General features: G+C 56.1%; 14 protein-coding genes and 1 tRNA gene. 6 read left to right on the plus strand and 9 right to left on the minus strand.

Annotation, left to right across the window (positions count from 1 at the left end; genetic code table 11):
• Positions 1 to 128 precede the first annotated feature (128 nt).
• Positions 129 to 205: transfer RNA gene (locus tag ABJT94_RS13465), tRNA-Met, on the minus strand.
• Between the two features lie 173 nt (positions 206 to 378).
• On the minus strand, positions 379 to 3138 hold the full coding sequence (locus ABJT94_RS13470) for a DUF349 domain-containing protein (protein ID WP_348476041.1): 2760 nt from the start codon (positions 3136 to 3138) through the stop codon (positions 379 to 381).
• A gap of 208 nt (positions 3139 to 3346) precedes the next feature.
• On the opposite strand from ABJT94_RS13470, the gene sbcB reads away from it, so the two are divergent.
• Complete coding sequence (gene sbcB / locus ABJT94_RS13475) at positions 3347 to 4936, plus strand: exodeoxyribonuclease I (protein ID WP_348476042.1); 1590 nt, start codon at positions 3347 to 3349, stop codon at positions 4934 to 4936.
• 8 nt (positions 4937 to 4944) lie between these two features.
• On the opposite strand, the gene ABJT94_RS13480 is transcribed toward sbcB, so the two are convergent.
• Positions 4945 to 5505 carry an XRE family transcriptional regulator gene (locus ABJT94_RS13480; protein ID WP_348476043.1) on the minus strand — a complete coding sequence of 187 codons (561 nt, stop codon included), beginning with the start codon at positions 5503 to 5505 and terminating at the stop codon, positions 4945 to 4947.
• Between the two features lie 107 nt (positions 5506 to 5612).
• Between ABJT94_RS13480 and ABJT94_RS13485 the strand changes: the two genes are divergently transcribed.
• Positions 5613 to 6830 (plus strand): benzoate/H(+) symporter BenE family transporter, encoded by a 1218-nt coding sequence (locus ABJT94_RS13485; RefSeq protein WP_348476044.1) that lies wholly within the window; start codon positions 5613 to 5615, stop codon positions 6828 to 6830.
• On the opposite strand, the gene ABJT94_RS13490 is transcribed toward ABJT94_RS13485, so the two are convergent.
• Complete coding sequence (locus ABJT94_RS13490; RefSeq protein ID WP_348476045.1) at positions 6793 to 7548, minus strand: enoyl-CoA hydratase; 756 nt, start codon at positions 7546 to 7548, stop codon at positions 6793 to 6795. The genes ABJT94_RS13485 and ABJT94_RS13490 overlap by 38 nt on opposite strands.
• Before the next feature lie 352 nt (positions 7549 to 7900).
• Between ABJT94_RS13490 and ABJT94_RS13495 the strand changes: the two genes are divergently transcribed.
• Positions 7901 to 9415 carry a fumarate hydratase gene (locus tag ABJT94_RS13495; protein ID WP_348476046.1) on the plus strand — a complete coding sequence of 505 codons (1515 nt, stop codon included), beginning with the start codon at positions 7901 to 7903 and terminating at the stop codon, positions 9413 to 9415.
• A 151-nt stretch (positions 9416 to 9566) separates the two neighbouring features.
• On the opposite strand, the gene ABJT94_RS13500 is transcribed toward ABJT94_RS13495, so the two are convergent.
• Positions 9567 to 12857, minus strand: coding sequence for a carboxypeptidase-like regulatory domain-containing protein (locus ABJT94_RS13500; protein ID WP_348476047.1), 3291 nt, complete (start codon positions 12855 to 12857; stop codon positions 9567 to 9569).
• A 565-nt stretch (positions 12858 to 13422) separates the two neighbouring features.
• A complete protein-coding gene (locus ABJT94_RS13505) occupies positions 13423 to 14322 on the minus strand; it encodes an AraC family transcriptional regulator (RefSeq protein WP_348476048.1) in 900 nt (299 codons plus the stop codon).
• A 169-nt stretch (positions 14323 to 14491) separates the two neighbouring features.
• Between ABJT94_RS13505 and ABJT94_RS13510 the strand changes: the two genes are divergently transcribed.
• The gene (locus ABJT94_RS13510) at positions 14492 to 15862 is read left to right on the plus strand and encodes an MATE family efflux transporter (RefSeq protein WP_348476049.1); all 1371 of its coding nucleotides are present in this window, start codon (positions 14492 to 14494) and stop codon (positions 15860 to 15862) included.
• Between the two features lie 13 nt (positions 15863 to 15875).
• Here the strand turns inward: ABJT94_RS13510 and ABJT94_RS13515 are convergent, their stop codons facing one another.
• On the minus strand, positions 15876 to 16292 hold the full coding sequence (locus tag ABJT94_RS13515) for an HIT family protein (protein WP_348476050.1): 417 nt from the start codon (positions 16290 to 16292) through the stop codon (positions 15876 to 15878).
• A 162-nt stretch (positions 16293 to 16454) separates the two neighbouring features.
• Between ABJT94_RS13515 and ABJT94_RS13520 the strand changes: the two genes are divergently transcribed.
• The gene (locus ABJT94_RS13520) at positions 16455 to 17375 is read left to right on the plus strand and encodes a ribokinase (RefSeq protein ID WP_348476051.1); all 921 of its coding nucleotides are present in this window, start codon (positions 16455 to 16457) and stop codon (positions 17373 to 17375) included.
• Entirely contained in the window at positions 17372 to 18319 is a 948-nt protein-coding gene (locus ABJT94_RS13525; protein WP_348476052.1) for a nucleoside hydrolase, read from the plus strand. The genes ABJT94_RS13520 and ABJT94_RS13525 overlap by 4 nt, the downstream gene beginning before the upstream one ends.
• Positions 18320 to 18357: 38 nt before the next feature.
• Here the strand turns inward: ABJT94_RS13525 and ABJT94_RS13530 are convergent, their stop codons facing one another.
• Positions 18358 to 18558 (minus strand): hypothetical protein, encoded by a 201-nt coding sequence (locus ABJT94_RS13530; protein ID WP_348476054.1) that lies wholly within the window; start codon positions 18556 to 18558, stop codon positions 18358 to 18360.
• 63 nt (positions 18559 to 18621) lie between these two features.
• Positions 18622 to 19767 carry a hypothetical protein gene (locus ABJT94_RS13535; RefSeq protein WP_348476055.1) on the minus strand — a complete coding sequence of 382 codons (1146 nt, stop codon included), beginning with the start codon at positions 19765 to 19767 and terminating at the stop codon, positions 18622 to 18624.

Consider the following 19767-nt stretch of genomic DNA (forward strand, 5'->3'; position numbering starts at 1 on the left):
GGGGGCGGGATTTAACCGGCCGGCGCTCCGGCTACGACCTTCGGGTTATGAGCCCGACGAGCTAGCCTGATACCACTTTTTACCAGACATTAAAAAAGCCCGAACATTGCTGTTCGGGCTTTTTTGTTTGGTAGCGGGGGCAGGATTTGAACCTACGACCTTCGGGTTATGAGCCCGACGAGCTACCAGACTGCTCCACCCCGCAATAACCTGTTTAGAGAGTGCTTCTGATCGAGAATTTTCAGAAACCATCACCCGATTCTGGTTCGGATGCTGTGCTTTGCTGACCGTTTGGTCATCGCCTCTCAACGGGGACGCATATTAATGACGAGCCCGGTAGCTGTCAACTAACTTTATGATTTTTTTCAGTTTTTTCTGTCAGTCCGACGTCATCCAGGCTTCTCGGGCTTGCTTCATCCGACTCATCAGCGCATCGAATTGGGCTGCATCGCTGGCGGGAGTGGCCAACCATGCGACTACGGCCTGATCAATGTCATTCTGATCCACTTGCTGGCCCAAACCATCCGTTAGACGTTGTACTTGCAGTTCCATGCGCAAGGCTTTGTCGGCCTCTGGTGTCTCTGCCCCGGTCAGGATTTCCAGTTCAACGGTTTTACGGCGCAAAGCGTTATCATCGGCATCGGGTACCTGCCAATTCGGCAGCGAGGACAGCAATCCGGCAGCAGAAGCCGGTATCTTGTTCAAGGCCTGCCACTCAGTCGCCGCCGCTTCCGCTGAATCACAATCGAACCGGGCCTGACGATTCCAGTCAAACAGGGCTTGCCAGTGCTGATCCTGCTGTTGAACTTTGATGGCTTTGCACCGGGCCTGGAAATCCCGGTTCAGGCGTTCAAGCCGTTCCTGCAGCTTTTTATAGTCGGCTTTAGGCAACGTACCCAGAGCGCTGTACTGGTCTTTAAGGTCATCAAACCGGCCTTTGGATGCCAGCGGGTCCGTGTCGGCCAGAATGGCTTCCATATCCGCCAGTATCACGTCAGCCTGTGCCTTATGGGCGTTCAGGTCTGCCTTAAAGGCATCCGCCGCTGCTTCGCGACGGGCAAAGAGCTCATCGCATATCGCCCGGAACGACTTCCACAACGCCTGTTCGTCGCGCCGTGCCAGATGCCCGGCCTGTTGCCAGTCGCGCTGCAGTTGCTTGGCTTTTTCGGTAGCCTGGCGCGAATCGGGTTCATCCAGCAAGGCTTGTGCCTGCTCGATGATGGCCAGCTTGGCCTCGCGAAAGACCTGCTGTTCGCCCTGCAACCGATCACGCAAGCGTTGAAACACGGCGTCGAACTGGGCTTGCACTGCCTTGTTGGCCGCCCGGTCTACCGGTGAGAACCGGCGCCAGTCGTTCCGGGCGAGTGTCAGCACCCGGTCCAGCTCTTTCAGATCCAGGCCCTTACTGTCGATCAACTGCTCATACTGACCCAATTGTTCGGCCAGCGCCTGGCGCTGGCGAAGGTTCAGTGAACGCAGCTTGCCCTGCTCTTCAAAAAACGCCTTGCAGGGTTCATAGGCCTGTTGAGCCAGATCGTGAAAGGTCTCCCACAAGGCCTGATGCTGGTTCTGCAGGCCCCGGCTCAACATGCGCCATTCATCCTGCATGTCGCGAATTTGCCGGGCGCGGTCTTCTGGCGGTAACGACTGGTCGAGCAAGTGACGCATGCGTTCGATCAGGGCTTCTTTTTTGGGCAGTACCGCAAAACTCTGCCAGTCGCGCAATTTCTCGACAGCTTGTTCAGTCTCTTCAAACTGGCGGAAGAGCCCATGATGTTCTTCGGGTTTTAAATCAACCACCGCATCGCGGACGCCTTGCAACAGACCCGAAGCCCGCTTCAGGTGGCCATCGTTGATCGCCCCCTGGCAACGGCGGATCAGCCCGCGTGCCTGACGAACGGCCTGGATGCTCTGTTTTCTATGCTCGGCCAGCTGGTCGTGATGGACTCGAACCGCCTGTTCAACCCTGCCTTTCAGGGCAGGTTCCGGTTCACCTTCCGGCCAATCCAGACTGTGCAGCCATTCATCCAACGCGTGGGCAGCAGTATCATGACCAGCCGGATCGGCCTCGATGGCAGGCAACAGGTCAGCCAGCGGACCGTACCGCTCAATCAGTAGAACCAGTGCGTTCAAGGACGTTTCATAGGTGGTGCAAAGCTGATGAAAGGCTCGTTCCTCTTCGCGACTGGCGCGTTGCGACTGCTCGGTCTGCCGCCACTGATGTTGTTGCTCAGTCAGATACAGCAAGGCATCGCGTACCTGAGCCTGGTCAGGGTCTGCCTGGTCGAGCCGGTCTTTCAGGTCATGCCACAGATCTTGAATCAATTGGGTGCGATGCGGGTCTTTTTCGGTGCTTTCGACATCCGGGGCTGCGTCGTCTTCCGTCTCCGCAGGGCTAATACTCTCTGAACCTGCGTCATCCGGCTCAGTTGCCGGTATTGCAGTGTCCGCCTCCGGTTCGGAGCTGGCGCCATCAGACTCCACCGGAAGCCGGGCCTGAGCATCGCTGATGGCCTGGTGCCAGCGCTCGATCAACGCCTCGTCGGCATAGGGGCTATTGCCAGACCACTGGTCCTGAAGCGCGCGTAACTTGCCGCTATAGAGTGGATCGACCGGGGCTTTGGCATGACGCTCGAGCTGCTCAACCAGTCGACGGGTGTGATCAACTCTGGATTGCAACGCCTGTTGCTCGTTCTTGTGTACATCCAGCCGGGTTTTGACCAGTCGATACACAGCTTTATCGCGGCCTTTGGCATGCTTCAGCAGTTGTTCCAGTGCACCGATGTCACTGACCAGCTTGGCGGCGGCGGTGCGAACCCGTGCCGAAAAACCGTGACGAGCCACTTCGATGCAGAGATCATCACTGACATCCGACACCGGTGTATCCACATGCAGGCTAAGCGCCAGTTGTTCGGCCGCAGGCACCTGCTGACGCTGCTCTGCAGTCAGTTTGCCCTCATCCAGCGACCTGGCCAGCTCAACCATGGCTTCCCTGCGCTGTTTCGGGTCGTCTGCCCGGGCCTGTAATAGCCACTGATCAATGCCAGGCTTGACCGTTTCGGCTCGGGTATTCCCGGGTGATTTCGCAGTGGGTTTTGCGGCCTTGGATTTTTTGCCAAAGAATTTGCTGAGCACCATGTAACGATCTCCCTGATTGCCATTGAGCCAGGCCGGGAACGCGCGTTCACCGTGCCGGAAACGCCCATCAATGATAGGCTGTACGAAATTGGCGCCGTGATTAGGCGCTCGTGCGGATCACCGCAGCCAGCCTGTTTGTGCGGGCTGACGCTACAGTGTAAACCCATGCAGGAGCGAGCACTACTGCACCGACAGGACACCGGAATCCATGCCCAAACCCACTTCAACAGCGCCCCGGCAATTTCTCTGGTACGACTACGAAACCTGGGGCATTCATCCGGCCCGGGATGGTATAGCCCAGTTTGCCGCAGTCGTCACCGATGCCGACCTGAACATCATCGGCGAGCCGATGGACTGGAAATGCAAGCCATTACCCGATGCCGTCATCGACCCGTCGGCGGTTATGATTACGGGTCTTACACCGGGCCTGTGCCAACAGGAAGGGCTGAGCGAATGGGAACTGGCCAGTCGCATCAACGCCGTTATGTCAGAGCCCGGTACCTGCACCGTGGGATACAACAGCTTGCGCTTTGACGACGAGTTCACCCGGTTCCTGTTTTACCGCAACCTGCTCGACCCATACAGCCGGGAATGGCGTAACCAGAACAGCCGCTGGGATCTGCTCGACGTGGTTCGCCTGACGTATGCACTGCGCCCGGAGGGCATCGAATGGCCCAGGCATGACAATGGCGACCCCTCGTTCAAGCTTGAACAGCTAACGGCCGCCAATGGCATCGAGCACGCAAAAGCGCACGACGCCGTTAGCGACGTCCTGGCTACCATCGCCCTGGCCCGACTGATTCGAGACCGACAGCCAAAGTTGTTCGACTATGCCTTGTCGTTGCGGTTCAAGCATGAGGTGCGCCGGCACTTGCCGCTGGAATCGCGCCAGCCCATGTTGCATGTCAGTGGCAAGATTCCAGCCCGGCAAGGCTGCCTGACGGTCGAGGTGCCTCTAATGGAGCACCCGGATCGTCGCAACGAAATCATCGTGCTCGATCTAATGCAGGACCCTAGCTGGCTATTGGATCATAACGCCGATGAAGTTCGCGACTGGCTCTATACCCCCACTGACTCATTACCTGAGGGCATTGTCAGACCCCCCTTAAGAACACTGCATGTAAACCGGTGCCCAATGATCGCCCCTTATCGCATGCTGGACGAAGCCACCTGCGAGCGGTTCGATATTGACCCGGTCCGCATTGCGCAACACCTGGCCATCCTGGATCGCTGGCACGACCTGGTATCACTGGCGCGCGAGGTGTTCAAAACCACCGACCGCCCTGCCCCGGCCGACCCCCAGCAGGCGCTTTACCAGGGGTTCATCAGTGATCACGATCGCGGCATTCTGAACCAGATTCGACGTAAAGACCGCCACCCTGAAACCTGGCCAGGCCTGGCGGATGGCCTGCAAGACGACCGCCAGCAAGCCCTGGTGTTTCTGGCCCGCGCCCGGCATTTTCCCGACAGCCTCAGCGCCGCTGAACAATCACACTGGCACGACCATGTACGCACCCACCTGACTGACCCGGACTGGGGCAGCACCCTGACACTTAATGACGCCATAGCAGCAACAGAACAATTGATGACAGAACACCCTGACCGGGACGACTTGCCGGAAGTGTTAACCTGGCTGCAACAACTGGACGAGCAATGGCTGAAAGACCCAACCGCACCAGTGCCTGAAGCAACCAAAGATACAGATAAAGAGACGACTGCCAAGGCACCTGCCGAAGACACTCATAACAACGACAATAACCCCACTTCTGATGACGGGCCGCAGCTAGGGTTGTTCTGAAACCGACCTCAGGGATAAACCATCACATTCAAAAACCGGGCTGGTTTGTCCGCGGAGTCGTTACGGTAGGCATGTGACTGATCAGCCCGAAAGCGATGAGCTTCGCCCGTTCGAAGTCGGTGCCACTGATCGTCACTGAAGACCGACAGCGCACCAGACTGGACAAGGATGCACTCGATAACGCCGGCCCGGTGAGCGTCTGACTCGCGCAGCCCGCCGGGTTCAATCTCGACGTCCAGCAACTCGGTATGCAGGTCGGCCGCAAAAGGCAGGATCGTTTTTACCGCCAATGCGCTGTCTTCCGGCGTTACCCGGGGCACCGAATCAACAGCGGCCTCGTCTTTGCTAAGCCCCGTCTCGACAGGCTCTATCAAGGTTGAAAAGCCAACTTCATAACCCTTGGCCAAACGCCAGAGTGTGGTCAGCGTTGGGCTGGACTCCCCCCGCTCGATTTGCCCCAGCATGGCCTTGCTGACACCGGTTTCCATCGCGGCCCTATCCAGACTCCAGAGCCTCTGTGCGCGCAGTTTTTTCAGCCTGGCGGCAAACTGTTGCTGAATGTCCGACATGGTGACTTCTCCTGATCAACAAAGACTTGTGCGTTATAGCGCACACTGCTAGTCTGCGCGCATTGTACGTTATAACGCACAACCGTAAAACCACAGGAGACCTGGCCATGCGCACCCCGCTTTGGCGTCAATTCTGGCAGGACCTGTCACTCAGCAGTGTCAGTGCGGGGGTTGTTGCCGTACTCGTTGGTTTCAGCAGCTCAGCCGTGCTGATCTTTCAGGCTGCTGAAGCAGCGGGTACTACCCCCGCCCAGGCCAGCTCCTGGCTATGGGCGCTGGGGCTTGGCATGGGTATCACCTCGGTGGGCTTGTCACTGCAACACCGGCTGCCACTGGTAACCGCCTGGTCAACGCCGGGCGCCGCTGTATTAATTGTCAGTCTCTCGGGTTTTTCACTGGCTGAGGCGATCGGTGCTTTTATTCTGACCGGGGCTTTAATAACGCTGGCCGGCTTTACCGGACAGGCCGAGAAACTGACTCAAAAGCTGAGCCCGGCCCTGGCCAGTGCCATGCTAGCTGGTGTGCTGTTTCCTTTTGGCCTGAATGCCGCGTCCTCTCTGACCGAAGCGCCGGTTTTGGCCGGAACCATGGCAATCGTGTATTTTCTGGCACGGCTGTGGATCCCGCGCTACGCGGTATTGCTGGTAGCGCTTGTTGGTTTGATGCTGGCACTGGCGTTGAATCAGGTCGCCGACAATGCCTGGGACTGGTCGTGGACCAAACCCGTGCTGCAGTGGCCAGAATTCACCTGGCAAGCCGCCTTCAGCCTGACCCTGCCGCTGTTTATCGTCACCATGGCTTCGCAAAACCTGCCCGGCATCGCGACGCTGACCGCTGCCGGCTACCGCTCCCCCACCTCGTCGGTATTAAAATGGACCGGGCTGACAACCCTGGGCCTGGCGCCTTTTGGCGCCTTTGCGCTGAACCTTGCCGCCATCACCGCGTCCATCTGCATGACCTCGGATGCCCACCCGGATCCCAAAAAACGCTACACCGCTGCCGTATCTGCTGGCGTAACCTACGCCATACTGGGTTTGCTGGCTGCGTCGGTAATCGGTCTATTCCGGGCCTTGCCCGGAGCCTACATCATGACGTTGGCTGGCCTGGCATTGCTGCCGACCATCGCCAACAGCCTGGTCATCGCCTTGCAGGATGAACAAGAACGCGAATCCAGCCTGGTGACCTTCCTGGTCACCGCGGCCAATGTCACTCTATTCGGAATCGGAGGGGCCTTCTGGGGGCTGGTGTTTGGTTACCTGGTGCGTGATCGCCGCTACCTGGTCCTGCTTATTCAGCGCCTGACTTGGCGGCGAAAAAAGCACTGACCGCCCGGCGGAACTCGTCGCTTTTCAATTGTGTCTGAAAATGGCGGGCTTCATCGTCGATGGTATTCAGCGTAATGCTCATAAAATGCTGTTTCATCAGCTTCTTGGTCAGTTCAATCGCCTTAGGCGGTTGCGCGGCCAGCAGCTGCGCCTGCTGATGGGCAGCTTGCAGGTAATTTTCATCGCCAAAAACAGCGTTGATCAGCCCGGCTTCAAGCGCCTCCTGCGGGCCAAAGCTCTTGCCCAGCATCAGCCACTCTGCGGCTTTGACATGCCCCACCTTTAACGGCAATAAAAAGGAAGACGCAAACTCGGGCACCAGACCCAAATTCACGAACGGCAGTTGGAAGACCGCGCTGTCGCCGCTGTACACCAGATCACAATGCAGCAACAAGGTGGTGCCAATACCGACGGCAGGCCCGTTTACCGCCGCAACGATGGGTTTGGGAAAGTCAGCCATGGTGCGCAGAAAACGCAGCACCGGGGCATCATCATCTTCCATCGGGTGTTCCATGAAGTCTTTCAGATCGTTGCCCGCCGTGAAGCAGAACTTTTGACCCGACAACAATACCACCCGAGCCTCCGGGTTGTGCTTGGCTTCATCGAGTATGGACTTCAACTCGATGTACATAGCCTCGGTCAGCGCATTGCGTTTCTCGGGGCGGTTCAGCGTCAGTTCCAGCACACCATTATGCACCCGCTGTATGATCTCGCTCATGGGAGCTCCTGTCGGTATAAGTTACCCTACAATTTAAACGAGCGTTTGAATTTTGCAAGTGCCGTTAGTCAGGCTACCTCGAAATAGCTAAAGTCGAGGCTGACACAAGTAAAGCGGCGGGTGCCGGTGATGCCTCTGAGGGGAAGTTCGCAGTACGGATCGGTCCGACGCCTCGGCTGCAGTCTAGGCCCCATGGAAGGGTTCACGCCGACCCCTCAGAGGCATCAACGGTATCCGATGCGAGCCATTGCCACCACGCTTGAGAAACCGGCTAATGCTTTTGTACTGAACCGATTCGTGGAAAAGTGTTGTACACTGCGCGCCACCGAGCAGACCGGCAGAGGAGCCCTTCATGACCGTCATTAAGCAGGACGATCTTATTCAGAGCGTCGCAGACGCCTTGCAATTCATTTCCTACTATCACCCGAAAGACTTCATTCAGGCCGTGCATCAGGCCTACGAGCGCGAAGAATCCCAGGCCGCCAAAGATGCCATGGCCCAGATTCTGATCAACAGCCGGATGTGTGCCGAGGGGCATCGCCCCATCTGCCAGGACACCGGCATCGTGACCGTATTTCTGAAGATCGGGATGGATGTTCGCTGGGATGGCGCCACCATGGGCGTCGAAGACATGGTCAACGAAGGCGTTCGTCGTGCTTATCTGCACCCCGACAACGTATTGCGGGCCTCCGTGCTGGCCGACCCGGACGGCAAGCGCACCAACACCAAAGACAACACCCCGGCCGTGATACACACCCAAGTGGTGCCCGGCAATACCGTCGATGTTCAGGTGGCGGCCAAAGGCGGCGGCAGCGAAGCCAAGTCCAAATTTGCCATGTTGAACCCCTCGGATTCGATCGTCGACTGGGTATTGAAAGTGGTGCCCGAGATGGGCGCTGGCTGGTGCCCGCCGGGTATGCTCGGGATCGGCATTGGCGGAACCGCTGAAAAAGCCATGTTGATGGCCAAGGAATCCCTGATGGAACCGATCAACATTCAGGAACTGCAGCAACGGGGAGCCAGCAACCGGGGCGAGGAACTGCGGCTTGAATTGTTCGAAAAAGTGAACAAACTGGGCATCGGCGCACAGGGGCTCGGTGGCCTGACGACGGTACTGGATATCAAAGTCATGGACGCACCGACCCATGCTGCGAACAAACCCGTCGCCATCATCCCCAACTGCGCGGCGACTCGTCATACCCACTTCGTTCTGGATGGCTCCGGCATTGCCAAGCTCGAAGAGCCCAAGCTGGAAGACTGGCCCGATATCGTCTGGGATGCCGGCCCCAAAGCGCGCCGTGTCGACCTGAACACCCTGACCAAAGCCGAGATGCTCGACTGGAAACCCGGCGAAACCCTGTTGCTCAACGGCAAGATGTACACCGGTCGCGATGCCGCTCACAAGCGCATGGTCGATATGATCAGCAAGGGCGAGCCCCTGCCCGTCGACTTCACCAACAAGATGATCTACTACGTTGGCCCGGTTGACCCCATGGGTGATGAAGCGGTGGGCCCAGCCGGCCCGACCACAGCTACCCGAATGGATAAGTTCACTGATACCGTCCTGGAGCACACGGGTCTGATCGGCATGGTGGGTAAGGCAGAGCGTGGCCCGGTAGCGATTGAATCCATTGCCCGCCACAAGGCAACGTATTTGATGGCCGTTGGGGGTGCAGCCTACCTGGTATCAAAAGCTATACGCGAGGCCAAAGTGGTCGCCTTCGAAGACCTGGGTATGGAAGCCATTTACGAGTTTGATGTGGTGGATATGCCGGTAACCGTTGCCGTTGATACCCAAGGCAGCTCGGTACACCAGACAGGGCCCAAAGAATGGGCGGCCAAGATTCTGGCAAAAGAAGTCAGTTAACTGGAAGCCAATAGTAATCAAACCCGCTACGGCGGGTTTTTTTTGGCCTGAGAACGACGTTTCAAAAATAGCAGACAAAAAAAGGCCCGAATCAAACGATTCGGGCCATCAAAGTCAGGTAGCCTAAACTACCTGATGGTTTCGAGAGAGATTACTCGAAATCAACGTCTGAGTTGGCAGGAGCCGAAGTCTCGGACGCGTCCCACTGGCTTTCCCAGGCAGCGTTAACGATCAGGTTATCGTTAACTTCAACGTTGTCACCGCCCAACACAAAGGTGAAGGTCAGAGTACGTCCGCCATTGCTGACCACCAGAGAGTGAGTATCGTCAGCTACGTTGATGTCTGCCGTGCCACCACTGGCATCAGTAAAGGTGAACCGGCCTTCGAACTCATTCTGAGCAATGGTGCCGTCGTTGTTGCCGTCCCAGGAAGACAGGTCGATGGGGTGGGTACCCGTGAACTGAACCGAGATGGTGTCAGAGTTCAGCGTTGTACCGTTGTCGACACCGGTTACACGGAACAAACCAGTTTGATCAATCGCGGCGAAATCTGGCTGATGGAAGAAGAACTCGTTGTCATCGGCAGCGTTACCGATCGAGAAATCATTCCAGCTGTTGCCCAGCGCGTCTTCCACATCGCTAAAGTCCAGACGAGCGTGACGGTACAGATCCGACGGGAAAGACCCTTCAGTTGCATCAGCTTCATCATACTGTGCCAGTGTGAAAGTCGCGGTGCGGTTCAGGTCTTCGCCCCAGGCGCTTGGCAAGACACGCAGGGTAGTCTGATCAGCCTGTGCATTGAAAGCGTTAACCGTGTCCAGATCCATGGTGATGGTCTGTCCACCCAGAACGATCTGAGTCGTGGTATCGATGGCAACCGCTTCGTTGAAGTTGATGACCAGTTCGTTACCTACATAGCTGGCGCTTTCAACCATCGGCGGCAGTGCATCACCAACGACAACCTTGGCATTGCTTGAACCGGCATTTCCGGTTGCATCCTGGATGGAAGCCTGGAAGTCGATGATGGAACCGTGATCGGTGTTACCGAAGGTCACCACATCGTCGATGTCGAATTGAACCAGATCGGCCGTTGTTGATTCGCCATCGTCTTCAATGTTGACGTTGCTGTTGGCAACAAAGTTGCTCAGGCCAGCGTTCAGCGTATCAACAACCGGATCCGTTCCAGTCAGCTCAACATTTTCAGACATTGCTACGCCGATGGTGCGGGTGCGTGCGCCCGGTTCTCCGGTATTTTGATCTTGAACATCGGCCATCCATGCAGTATAGGCTACTGCATCGTAAATTCCCGGCGTCGAGCCCGAAATGTTAGCGGCGTCGAAGTCCAGCTCGTCGATGAAGTATTCACCACGGTCGTTGCTGTCGGCGATGTCGTTAACCAGGTTCAGGTCAAACAGAGGCTTCAGGGTCAGCAGACCTTCAACGCCCAGCTCTTCGGTACCGTCGCTGGTGCCATCAACCACACTCAACATGCGCGGAGTGATGTTCAGGAACGGGATGCCCGGATCAACAAGAGGCGTAGATGACTGCTCGCCACCATTACCGTATTGCAGGCTGGTCACCGAGCCGTTGTTGTTGTCTGCATTAACGCCATACGCATTTTGCAGCACGGTGGTTGGCGCGACATTGTCTTTCAACGTTACCGATGCTGTCTGGCCACTGTAGCCGAATTGATCGTATGGCGTGATAGTGATCATATCTTCAGGTTCTACGCCCTGAACAACCAGGTAAATTGGTTCGCCTTCTACGACATCGGATACGAAACGGTTGGCAACGCCATCGTCGAATGTCGCGCCGACCAGACGCTTGTTAACCAGACCGTTGAATTTGGACAGGCCATTGCTGCCGATAACGTCCATTTCATAGTAGTCGGCAACCGTTGCTTCAAACTCAATGCCAGCAGCATTGGCTTCAACACTGGTGTCATCAATGTAACCCACAGTCGCTGCAATGGCACTGGCCAGATCTTCCATACGCTCTGACGCGTCGGCGACATTACTGGAATCGTTGTCGTCAGCAGTGTTCAGTTGCTGAATACCGACACGTTCGTCGTCAACATCCAGGAAGGCACTATTTTTCTCTTGAAGTTGCAGCAAAGAACCAAAACCGTAATCGTCCTTATTTTGCTGGCTATCAGTGTCATTCAGGTCAACAGCTTCGGCATTTTGGTTTGCTTCAATGTAGGCTTTCAGCTTGATGCGGACATAGTTGCTGCCGACGCTGGTGGACAAGCTCTCATCAAAACCAACAGGAGAGTTATCCCCATTGGCAAGCTCGGTCCCAACAGAGTTAGACGGCAAGGCGGTATCGCGGAAATCATCACGCAACAACAGGACGTCAATCTCGTTACCGGCAACCAGAGGAGTATCCAGTGTTACTGTCAACACCTTACCATTCAGGCTAGCCGTGTGTGCCAGGTAAGCACCGCCGTCGACATCTCGAACCAGCAGGGAGTTTCCAGCTGCGTCGATTCCAGCCATGGTTTCACTGAATTCGATGGTGAACTGAGTCGACACATCGTCATTCAACATACCGCGAGTGGCGGTCTGGTCAACAACTTCGGCAACGGCTTTCACCCAGGGTGAAATGTCATCAATGCTTTGCACTTTACTGGCTGAAACATTCTCCATATCAAACGGGGTATATTCGTCTGAAGTGTTAGCGAGATTATTATCTTCATCAACCGCATAACCATCAGCAGCCAGTTTCAGAATGGCATCAGCAGGAACATTGGAGAATTCAAAGGCACCGCTGGCCGTTGTCGTTGTAGTGACAGATTCAATGCCATAGCTGGTCACTACGCCATCTTGTTCCTGTTCCTGGTCGACTTCAGAAGCAGTCGAAATCATGTCCAGCGCCAGGTTTACCTGAGCCAGAGCTTCACCGCTGTCTGCACTGCGCAGCACGCCTTTGACCGTCGCCATTTTCTCTGGCAACACTGCGGTTCCGGCCGAGGCATTGAAGCCATCGATGAAGGTGGTTACCGGGTTGGTGACTTCGCTGGTGTCTGCATTGGCTTCAGAGCCATTGAAGAGTTGCGCCTGCGGCTTAACAGTAACGCTCGCTTTCAGGTACTGGGCTGGCGGAACAATGGTCAGTGCCAATGCCTGAGCGTAGGAATCGTTGTCGTTGCGAACGGTCTGGCTGACGGCCACATCGCTGAAATAGTATTGGCCGCCGGCGTTGGTTACAACAGACTGGTTGCCAAGGTAGACAGTGGCGCCTTCGATTGGCATACCGTTAGTGTCAGTCACCAGGCCAGTAATGGAACCACGCGGGTTGTTGACGCTGACGTACTGTGAAGATTCATTGCTGGTGGAGCTGTTGCTGCTGTTGGAATCATCTTCACCACAGCCAACCAGAACCAGAGTACCTGCTGCGACCGCAGCAACCAGTGACTTTTTAATCCAAATGCCTTCAGACATTTCCTTCTCCTATGACTTTTCAGGTGTCGTACTGCATTCCTTCACGCAGTACGAATTCAGCGCGATACGCTATCGAGAGTCACAGACAGAAAGGGAAATAGAGGATCGCTGCGCCCGCAGGCGTAGGATTTAAAATAGATCAAAGACGCATCGTCCTTGTCTTTCCCTGTCTGTAGCTGTTCCCTTCGCAACCCGTGCGGAGCTGATCAGGACTCCGGAGGTTGGATCGTGCTACTGAACTTCATGTTCAGTGTGCCGCGACGACATGCTCGCATTCGGCGCGTGTATGAAACGGTTTCGGGCCACCCAAGTCAATCGGGGATATTTGCCAATATTTTTTTTTGTGATTGACTCGTCATACCCAAAAATTGTCGGCAATGTCTTACATACGAACAGACAACCAATGTGCATTAGGTGGTTTTTCCTGGCGCCTAAAAAAAGGCTTAAAAACGCCAGATAACCTGAAAACCAGCGGATAATTCGCTAATTAATTGAGCTAGAAAGTCATTCCATGCTGAACATTTATTAGCCAGCCAGGTGGCTAATTAATAATCAGCATGGCCTTCTACTTCAGCGATACCTGCTCCTTTTCCTGCAAGGAGCGGCTGCGCGAATAGCGCCTGAACTGGGTCGGCGACATTCCGGTTCGGCCACGAAACCAGTGACTGAAATTGAAGGCATCGGCATAGCCAACCCGCTGAGCAATTTGACTGACTTGCCAGTTACTGCTCGCCAAAAGTTCACCGGCGCGCTGCAACCGGAGATCCGCCAGGCGCGACATGGGCCCCTGACCATAAAGTTTCTTGCACACCCGGTTGAGGTGCGGTACCGAGCAATGTACCCGCTCGGCCAATCGCGCCTGAGACCAGGGATGATGCAACTGGTCTTCGAGCTGGGCATACAATTGACGTACTGTCATTTCAAGCCGGCTATAGCCCGACTCTCTGAGCAACACGTCGGTCAGTATTTCACTGATCAGCCCGACCATGCGGCGCCGGCGCGGTGTCTTAATCTGGTGATAAAGTGCGTCCATCATCGGCGAAATAGCCCAAACCTGATCATGCTGAAACACATCTGCCGGATGACCGCGCAAGGCAGACCAGACCTCGGAGTCGTCCAGCAGGAGCCAGGCCATTCGCCATTCCTGCTCTGCGGTACCCAGTTCAAACAGGAAAGGTTGATGGGCAGGCAGCAGGGTAACGCTGCCAGGGGTAATTACCTCTGATCGACCCGGCAAAAGAACCTGTCCGCCACCTCCGAGTGTGAACAGCAGGGTATGTATGTCGGGATCTTTTCGTCCGACGTGATAATGCCCACGCAGCCAACTGACCCCACCCATGTGCATGTCATGATCTCTAAGCTCAGGAATCTCCTCAGTAATCAGAAAGCGCTCTCGGCATTCTGGGCCAAGAATCAGAATGTCCTGAAAATCTTCATGATTCATATTCACAGGTTGTTGATTCATCTGCACATAGTCCTTGGGGTTAGCTGACCCTAGAATATAGCTCACTACAAGCCCATTCCATCGATTCCTGAACAACCGCCGACGCTACTAAGCAACCGCCATTCGATCGGAACATTCTTTTTCACAGTATCAACCTGACTGCACCCGTTCGGGTGCATATGGAGAATCGATGAGCTATCGGGCATTCTGGCAACAGGTTTTTGCACTGGCTTTACCAGTCGCGTTTCAGTCAGCTCTGGTATCCGCGCTGGCCATGGCTGACGTGCTGATGGTCGGGCATCTGGGCAGTGAGGCGGTAGCGGCCGTCGGCCTGGCGGCCAAGCTGAATTTCGTACTGATTCTGATCATGGCCGCGCTGGGGACTGGGTGCAGCATTCTCTGTGCCCAGTATTTTGGCGCCGGTCGCCATGAGAAAGTCCGGCAAACACTGGCACTGTCGCAGTGTGTCGGCGCCCTGATCATGCTGCCCTTTACCCTGCTGGTAATTCTAAACGCTGAGTTTCTGGTGCGCCTGGGAACACAGGACCCTGCGGTTATCCAACTGGGCACTCCCTACATGGCTTTGCTCGGCCTGACCTTATTCACAACCCAGGGCATCATCGTTTATGAATCAGCAATGCGCGCCATCGGCCGCACTGGCTGGCCGCTGAAGTACGCGATCGTAGCCATCGTGCTGAATATCGTCATGAATTACTGGTTTATTAACGGTGGGCTGGGCGTGCCTGCCCTGGGTGTCACCGGCGCGGCGGTTGCGACAGTACTGGCGCGCGTATTTCAGATCGGCTGGATGACCGTTGACGTTCAACGCACCCGAACCCTGCATCTGTCGGTCAGCGCCTTTGCTGATCTGCGCCACTCTACCCTGCCCAGACGGTTTTTCACGCTGACCTGGCCGCTGGTATTGAATTTTACGCTCTGGTCAGTGGGTTCACTGGGTTACACCCTGATCGCCGGCCGCATGGGCACTGTACCGCTGGCGGTGATGAGCCTGCTGGCACCCATTGAAGGCATGTATCACTCGCTGTTTTTTGGCCTGGTCAACGCCTGCGGCATCATGATTGGTCAGCGCCTCGGGCGCGGCCAGTTCGACGAAGTACAATGGCTGGCCAATCGCTTTATGTGGATGGCACCACTGGGCTCTCTGATGGTGGGTATATTGCTGCTGATCGGCTCTCCGGTTCTACTGGCAACACTGGCCACCCAGGACGGCGAAACCCTTCGCCAGACACAATGGGCCATGGTCATCATGTGCCTGGGCTTCTGGATCAAGGTGTTCAACATGACCGCCATTCAGGGCATTCTGCGCGCCGGCGGCGACAGCAAGTTTTGTCTGGGCATGGATATGGTAGCGCTTTGGCTGATTGGCCTGCCATTGACCTGGATAGCGGCCTTTATCTGGGAGCTGCCCTTTATCTGGGTATACGCTCTGGTGTTGAGCGAAGAAGTCGTCAAGGCGGCGGGCGTCTACTGGCGTGTTCGCCGCCGCTACTGGCTGGCCAATCTGGCCGATGAGCCGGATACCCTGACGGCTCCGGCCTGACCGCTCAGCAGTATTACAACGCCGCCCGGATCTTTTCAGCCAGCGACTTAAGATGCTCCAAATCCGCTTCTTTGGTGGCGTGAGGCTGGCGCAGGTCGGCGATGGAGCCCGGGATAACATGGCAGTGAACATGAGGGACGGTTTGACCCGCTCCCTTGCCATTCAACTGAAACAACACCACGCCATTGGCCTCTAGCCCTGCTTTTACCGCAGCCGCGACTTTCTTGGTAGTTTGAATCCAGTGTGCTGCCGCCTCATCGGACAAGTCCATCAAGGTCTCGGCGGGCTCTTTTGGAATCACCAGGGTATGGCCATCGGTCTGTGGCATGATATCCATAAACGCTAGGGTGTAGTCGTCTTCATAGACCTTGATGCAGGGAATTTCGTCGCGCAGCATTTTGGCGAAGATGTTGTTCGGATCGTAGGCCATATCAGACTCCTGGTGTCGGCCTGGTGGTTTAAAAACCTGACCGATTGGTTTACTGTTCTTGATCTAATCTTAGCGAACTTCACAGTCAAGCTAAACCACTGCCATACTATTGGATCACGGCGGTGCCAAACCCTCCCTTTTTCAGACGGCCGGAATGCCTTTATGACCCTCTACAACCTCGGTTCCATTAATATTGATCATTTGTACCAGGTCGACCACTTTGTCCGCCCCGGAGAAACCCTGGGTTCAACCGATTACCAGACCGTACTGGGTGGCAAGGGTGCCAATCAGTCCATTGCGCTAGCTCGCGCCGGCGCCGACGTACGGCACATTGGCGCGTTGGGTCAGCAGGATGACTGGGCCCTGACACAGCTGAAGGAGGCCGGGGTCAATACCGACCAGGTCGTTCTGCTGCCCCAGGCCAGTGGCCATGCCATCATCCAGCTGACCAAAGCTGCCGAAAACGCCATCATTCTATATCCGGGTGCCAACCACCGGCTGACGGAAGCCCAACTGGAACAGGCACTGGACACCGGAAAAGCCGGCGACTGGCTGCTGATGCAGAATGAAACCAATGGCCTCGAAACTGCCATTGCTCAAGCGCGCAAGCAAGGGCTGACCATCGCCTTCAACCCGGCCCCTATGGATGTGCAACGGGTCAGGCCGTTGCTGAGCCAGGTCGACTGGCTGATCGTCAATGAAGTCGAAGCGATGGACCTGACCGAAACCCAGACCGTTGCCGATGCCGAGCAGGCCCTGGTTAACACCTACCCGCAATTGCATACCCTGCTAACGCTGGGCAAAGCGGGCGTTGTGTATTTGCACCAGACTGACAGAGACAGCGTTGCTGCACACTCGGTCGAGGCCCTCGATACCACAGCCGCCGGTGATACCTTTATTGGTTATGCCTTGTCGGCGCTTGCCGCAGGCAATAGCCCGGCACAGGCCATGGCATTGGGGTCGGCCGCTGCCGCGATCTGCGTCACCCGCCTCGGGGCGTCCTCTTCCATCCCCACGCTGGAAGAAACCCAGGCCTTTGTTCGCAAGACAGCACACCAACCCACAGACGGAGACCCGGCATGACGCACAAAATCATCATCGACACAGACCCGGGCATCGACGATGCCATGGCCATCCTGTTCGCCTTTGGTGCTGCAGAAATCGAAGTACTGGGTCTTACCACCGTATTCGGCAATGTCAGTGCCGAACGTGCCACCCTGAATGCACTGACATTGAGCCAGTGGGCGGGCAAACCCGTTCCGGTCGCCAAGGGGGCCAACACACCGCTGATGATGGAGCCGCGTAAACATGCTGACTACGTACACGGCCAGGACGGCTTCGGCAACATAGGCTGGCCAGAAGCAGCCTGTGAACGTGATGTGCGCAGTGCCCCACATTTTATGGTCGACACCGTCAATTCAAACCCGGGCGAAGTGACCCTGGTTGCACTGGGGCCGCTGACTAATCTGGCGCTGGCGCTGGAACTGGACCCGGACATTGCCAGTAAAGTAAAAGAAGTGGTGTTAATGGGTGGCGCCGTGCACGAAACCGGTAACGTCAGTCCGGTGGCTGAAGCCAACCTGATCAACGACCCGCACGCTGGCGACGCCGTTTTTGGAGCCGACTGGCCAGTCACCATGATTGGCCTGGATGTGACGCATCAGGTTCTGCTCAAATCAGGGGTGCTGGAACGCATCGAAGCGGCGAATCCGGAACAGGGCGGGTTTTTGAACAAGGCGGCACAACATTATTTCGGCTTTTACCGTGAGGCCATGGGCATCGATGGCTGTTATTTCCACGACGCCGCTACCATCGCCTACGTGCTGGACTCCTCTCTGTTCGGCTGTCGCCATGGTGCCATTCGTGTGGCGACCGATGGTCTGGCTATCGGTCAGACGATGATGGCACCCGAAGGACGTACCTTTCCAACGGAAGGCTGGGAAAACAGACCGCTGGTTAAGGTCGCCGTTGAGGTCGACGACGTTCGGGTACTTTCATTATTTGAACGCACACTGTCGGCGCAATAAGAATACCGGGGGCGTTATTGCCCCCAACCTAACGCCTGTTAAACCTGGCTCACACCAAACAACTCTACCCGCTCGTTTAAATCGCGACTCAATTGATCAACGGCATCACACAGCGCTTCGCTACGAGCTGCCTCGTCGAGTGTTAACTCGCTGCTTTGTGCCACCGATGCCGCCCGATCCGAGACCTGAACCCCCAACTGATGTTGAGTGTCTGCCGCTGAACCAATCGACCGGCTCATCTGTTCGACCTGCTCACTATCTTGCCAATGAAATCGTTGAAATACCCCGCCAGTGTGCCGAGTTCATCGCTGCGTTGTACATCCAGCCTTCGCGTCAGGTCGCCATCCCCCCTGTGCGATATCGATTACGCGCCCAGCGATCTGTTGCACGGGCCGAATCACCAGTACCCGGGTCATCCACAGCAACCCGCCGCAGCTGACAACCACCACCAACAGGGCCGCCAACATGGCGCTTCGAACCTGGTCGCTGATGCGCTGTGCTCTGGCCTGGCTCGCTACAATGATCCCCTCCACCCGGCGTTGAATGGTTTCAACGCTCTCTCCAAAACCGAAAACACTCGCTTCCACTTCCCTAACGGTCGCCAGAGCGCTCGACTGCAATTGCAGAAAATCATCATGGCGGTCCAGCAATTCAGGTTGCACAATGTGATTGATCACCAGGTCATCAAAGCCTGCATTGAGGGATTCAAAATCACCCCGGGTAAAGGGGTCACCTTCCATTCGAATAACAATATCAAAGGTGGCTTCCACATTTTGAATGGTATCTTCTATCAACATGCGCTGCCGTTCCAGCAAACCGATATCCGACGTCGCCAGATAACTGATGATCTCAAGCTCCAGCGACAACAACATCTGTTCCACCCGTTGCGCTTCGATGACGGCCGGGTAATCATTGGGCGTCATATTGATCAGTTGAATGAGGTCGGACAACGCCTCGCTCAGCCCGGCCACTTCATCGCGAAATGCCGCCAGCCCATACTCCCGTTGCAGTCGGGTTTGCAAAACCTGACGCTGCAGCTGAACGATCAACGCCACCGATTCATCCAGTTGACGCCGGGAGGCGCGCAACGGCTCGATCACCGTGCCGGCTTCAGGGAACAATGACTGCAACTGATCCGTCACGTCAGCAAAACGCCCTGACAAACCGGTTAACTCCTGCTCATAGCGGTCAACCTCTTCCAGGGTCCCGGCAGACAGCAAGGTTGTCGACAATGCCGAGGTTCTCAGGTAATTGGTTCTGAGCGTTTCCAGTTGTTCATTACCGAGCCTGATGTCGACGACCAGGCGCTGATAGTCAGTTTGCGACTGGCTCATGCCTAATTGCACATAGCCGAATACCCCGGAAATAACGAGCGCCACCAATAGAATCAATGCACTGAGGCGCACGCCAATCCCACTTAGCAGTCTGGACCACGACTTAGTGTTCAT

Origin of the sequence: Saccharospirillum sp., assembly GCF_039982735.1 — a bacterium.
Classification (GTDB): domain Bacteria; phylum Pseudomonadota; class Gammaproteobacteria; order Pseudomonadales; family Natronospirillaceae; genus Saccharospirillum.

What these genes read in the sequence shown, in the direction of transcription:
- ABJT94_RS13470 (WP_348476041.1), bottom strand. Translation starts at nt 3,138, where the DNA reads ATGGTGCTCAGCAAATTCTTTGGCAAAAAATCCAAGGCCGCAAAACCC.
- ABJT94_RS13495 (WP_348476046.1), top strand. Translation starts at nt 7,901, where the DNA reads ATGACCGTCATTAAGCAGGACGATCTTATTCAGAGCGTCGCAGACGCC.
- ABJT94_RS13525 (WP_348476052.1), top strand. Translation starts at nt 17,372, where the DNA reads ATGACGCACAAAATCATCATCGACACAGACCCGGGCATCGACGATGCC.
- ABJT94_RS13520 (WP_348476051.1), top strand. Translation starts at nt 16,455, where the DNA reads ATGACCCTCTACAACCTCGGTTCCATTAATATTGATCATTTGTACCAG.
- ABJT94_RS13505 (WP_348476048.1), bottom strand. Translation starts at nt 14,322, where the DNA reads ATGAATCAACAACCTGTGAATATGAATCATGAAGATTTTCAGGACATT.
- ABJT94_RS13515 (WP_348476050.1), bottom strand. Translation starts at nt 16,292, where the DNA reads ATGGCCTACGATCCGAACAACATCTTCGCCAAAATGCTGCGCGACGAA.
- ABJT94_RS13480 (WP_348476043.1), bottom strand. Translation starts at nt 5,505, where the DNA reads ATGTCGGACATTCAGCAACAGTTTGCCGCCAGGCTGAAAAAACTGCGC.
- sbcB (WP_348476042.1), top strand. Translation starts at nt 3,347, where the DNA reads ATGCCCAAACCCACTTCAACAGCGCCCCGGCAATTTCTCTGGTACGAC.
- ABJT94_RS13485 (WP_348476044.1), top strand. Translation starts at nt 5,613, where the DNA reads ATGCGCACCCCGCTTTGGCGTCAATTCTGGCAGGACCTGTCACTCAGC.
- ABJT94_RS13500 (WP_348476047.1), bottom strand. Translation starts at nt 12,857, where the DNA reads ATGTCTGAAGGCATTTGGATTAAAAAGTCACTGGTTGCTGCGGTCGCA.
- ABJT94_RS13510 (WP_348476049.1), top strand. Translation starts at nt 14,492, where the DNA reads ATGAGCTATCGGGCATTCTGGCAACAGGTTTTTGCACTGGCTTTACCA.
- ABJT94_RS13535 (WP_348476055.1), bottom strand. Translation starts at nt 19,767, where the DNA reads ATGAACACTAAGTCGTGGTCCAGACTGCTAAGTGGGATTGGCGTGCGC.
- ABJT94_RS13530 (WP_348476054.1), bottom strand. Translation starts at nt 18,558, where the DNA reads ATGAGCCGGTCGATTGGTTCAGCGGCAGACACTCAACATCAGTTGGGG.
- ABJT94_RS13490 (WP_348476045.1), bottom strand. Translation starts at nt 7,548, where the DNA reads ATGAGCGAGATCATACAGCGGGTGCATAATGGTGTGCTGGAACTGACG.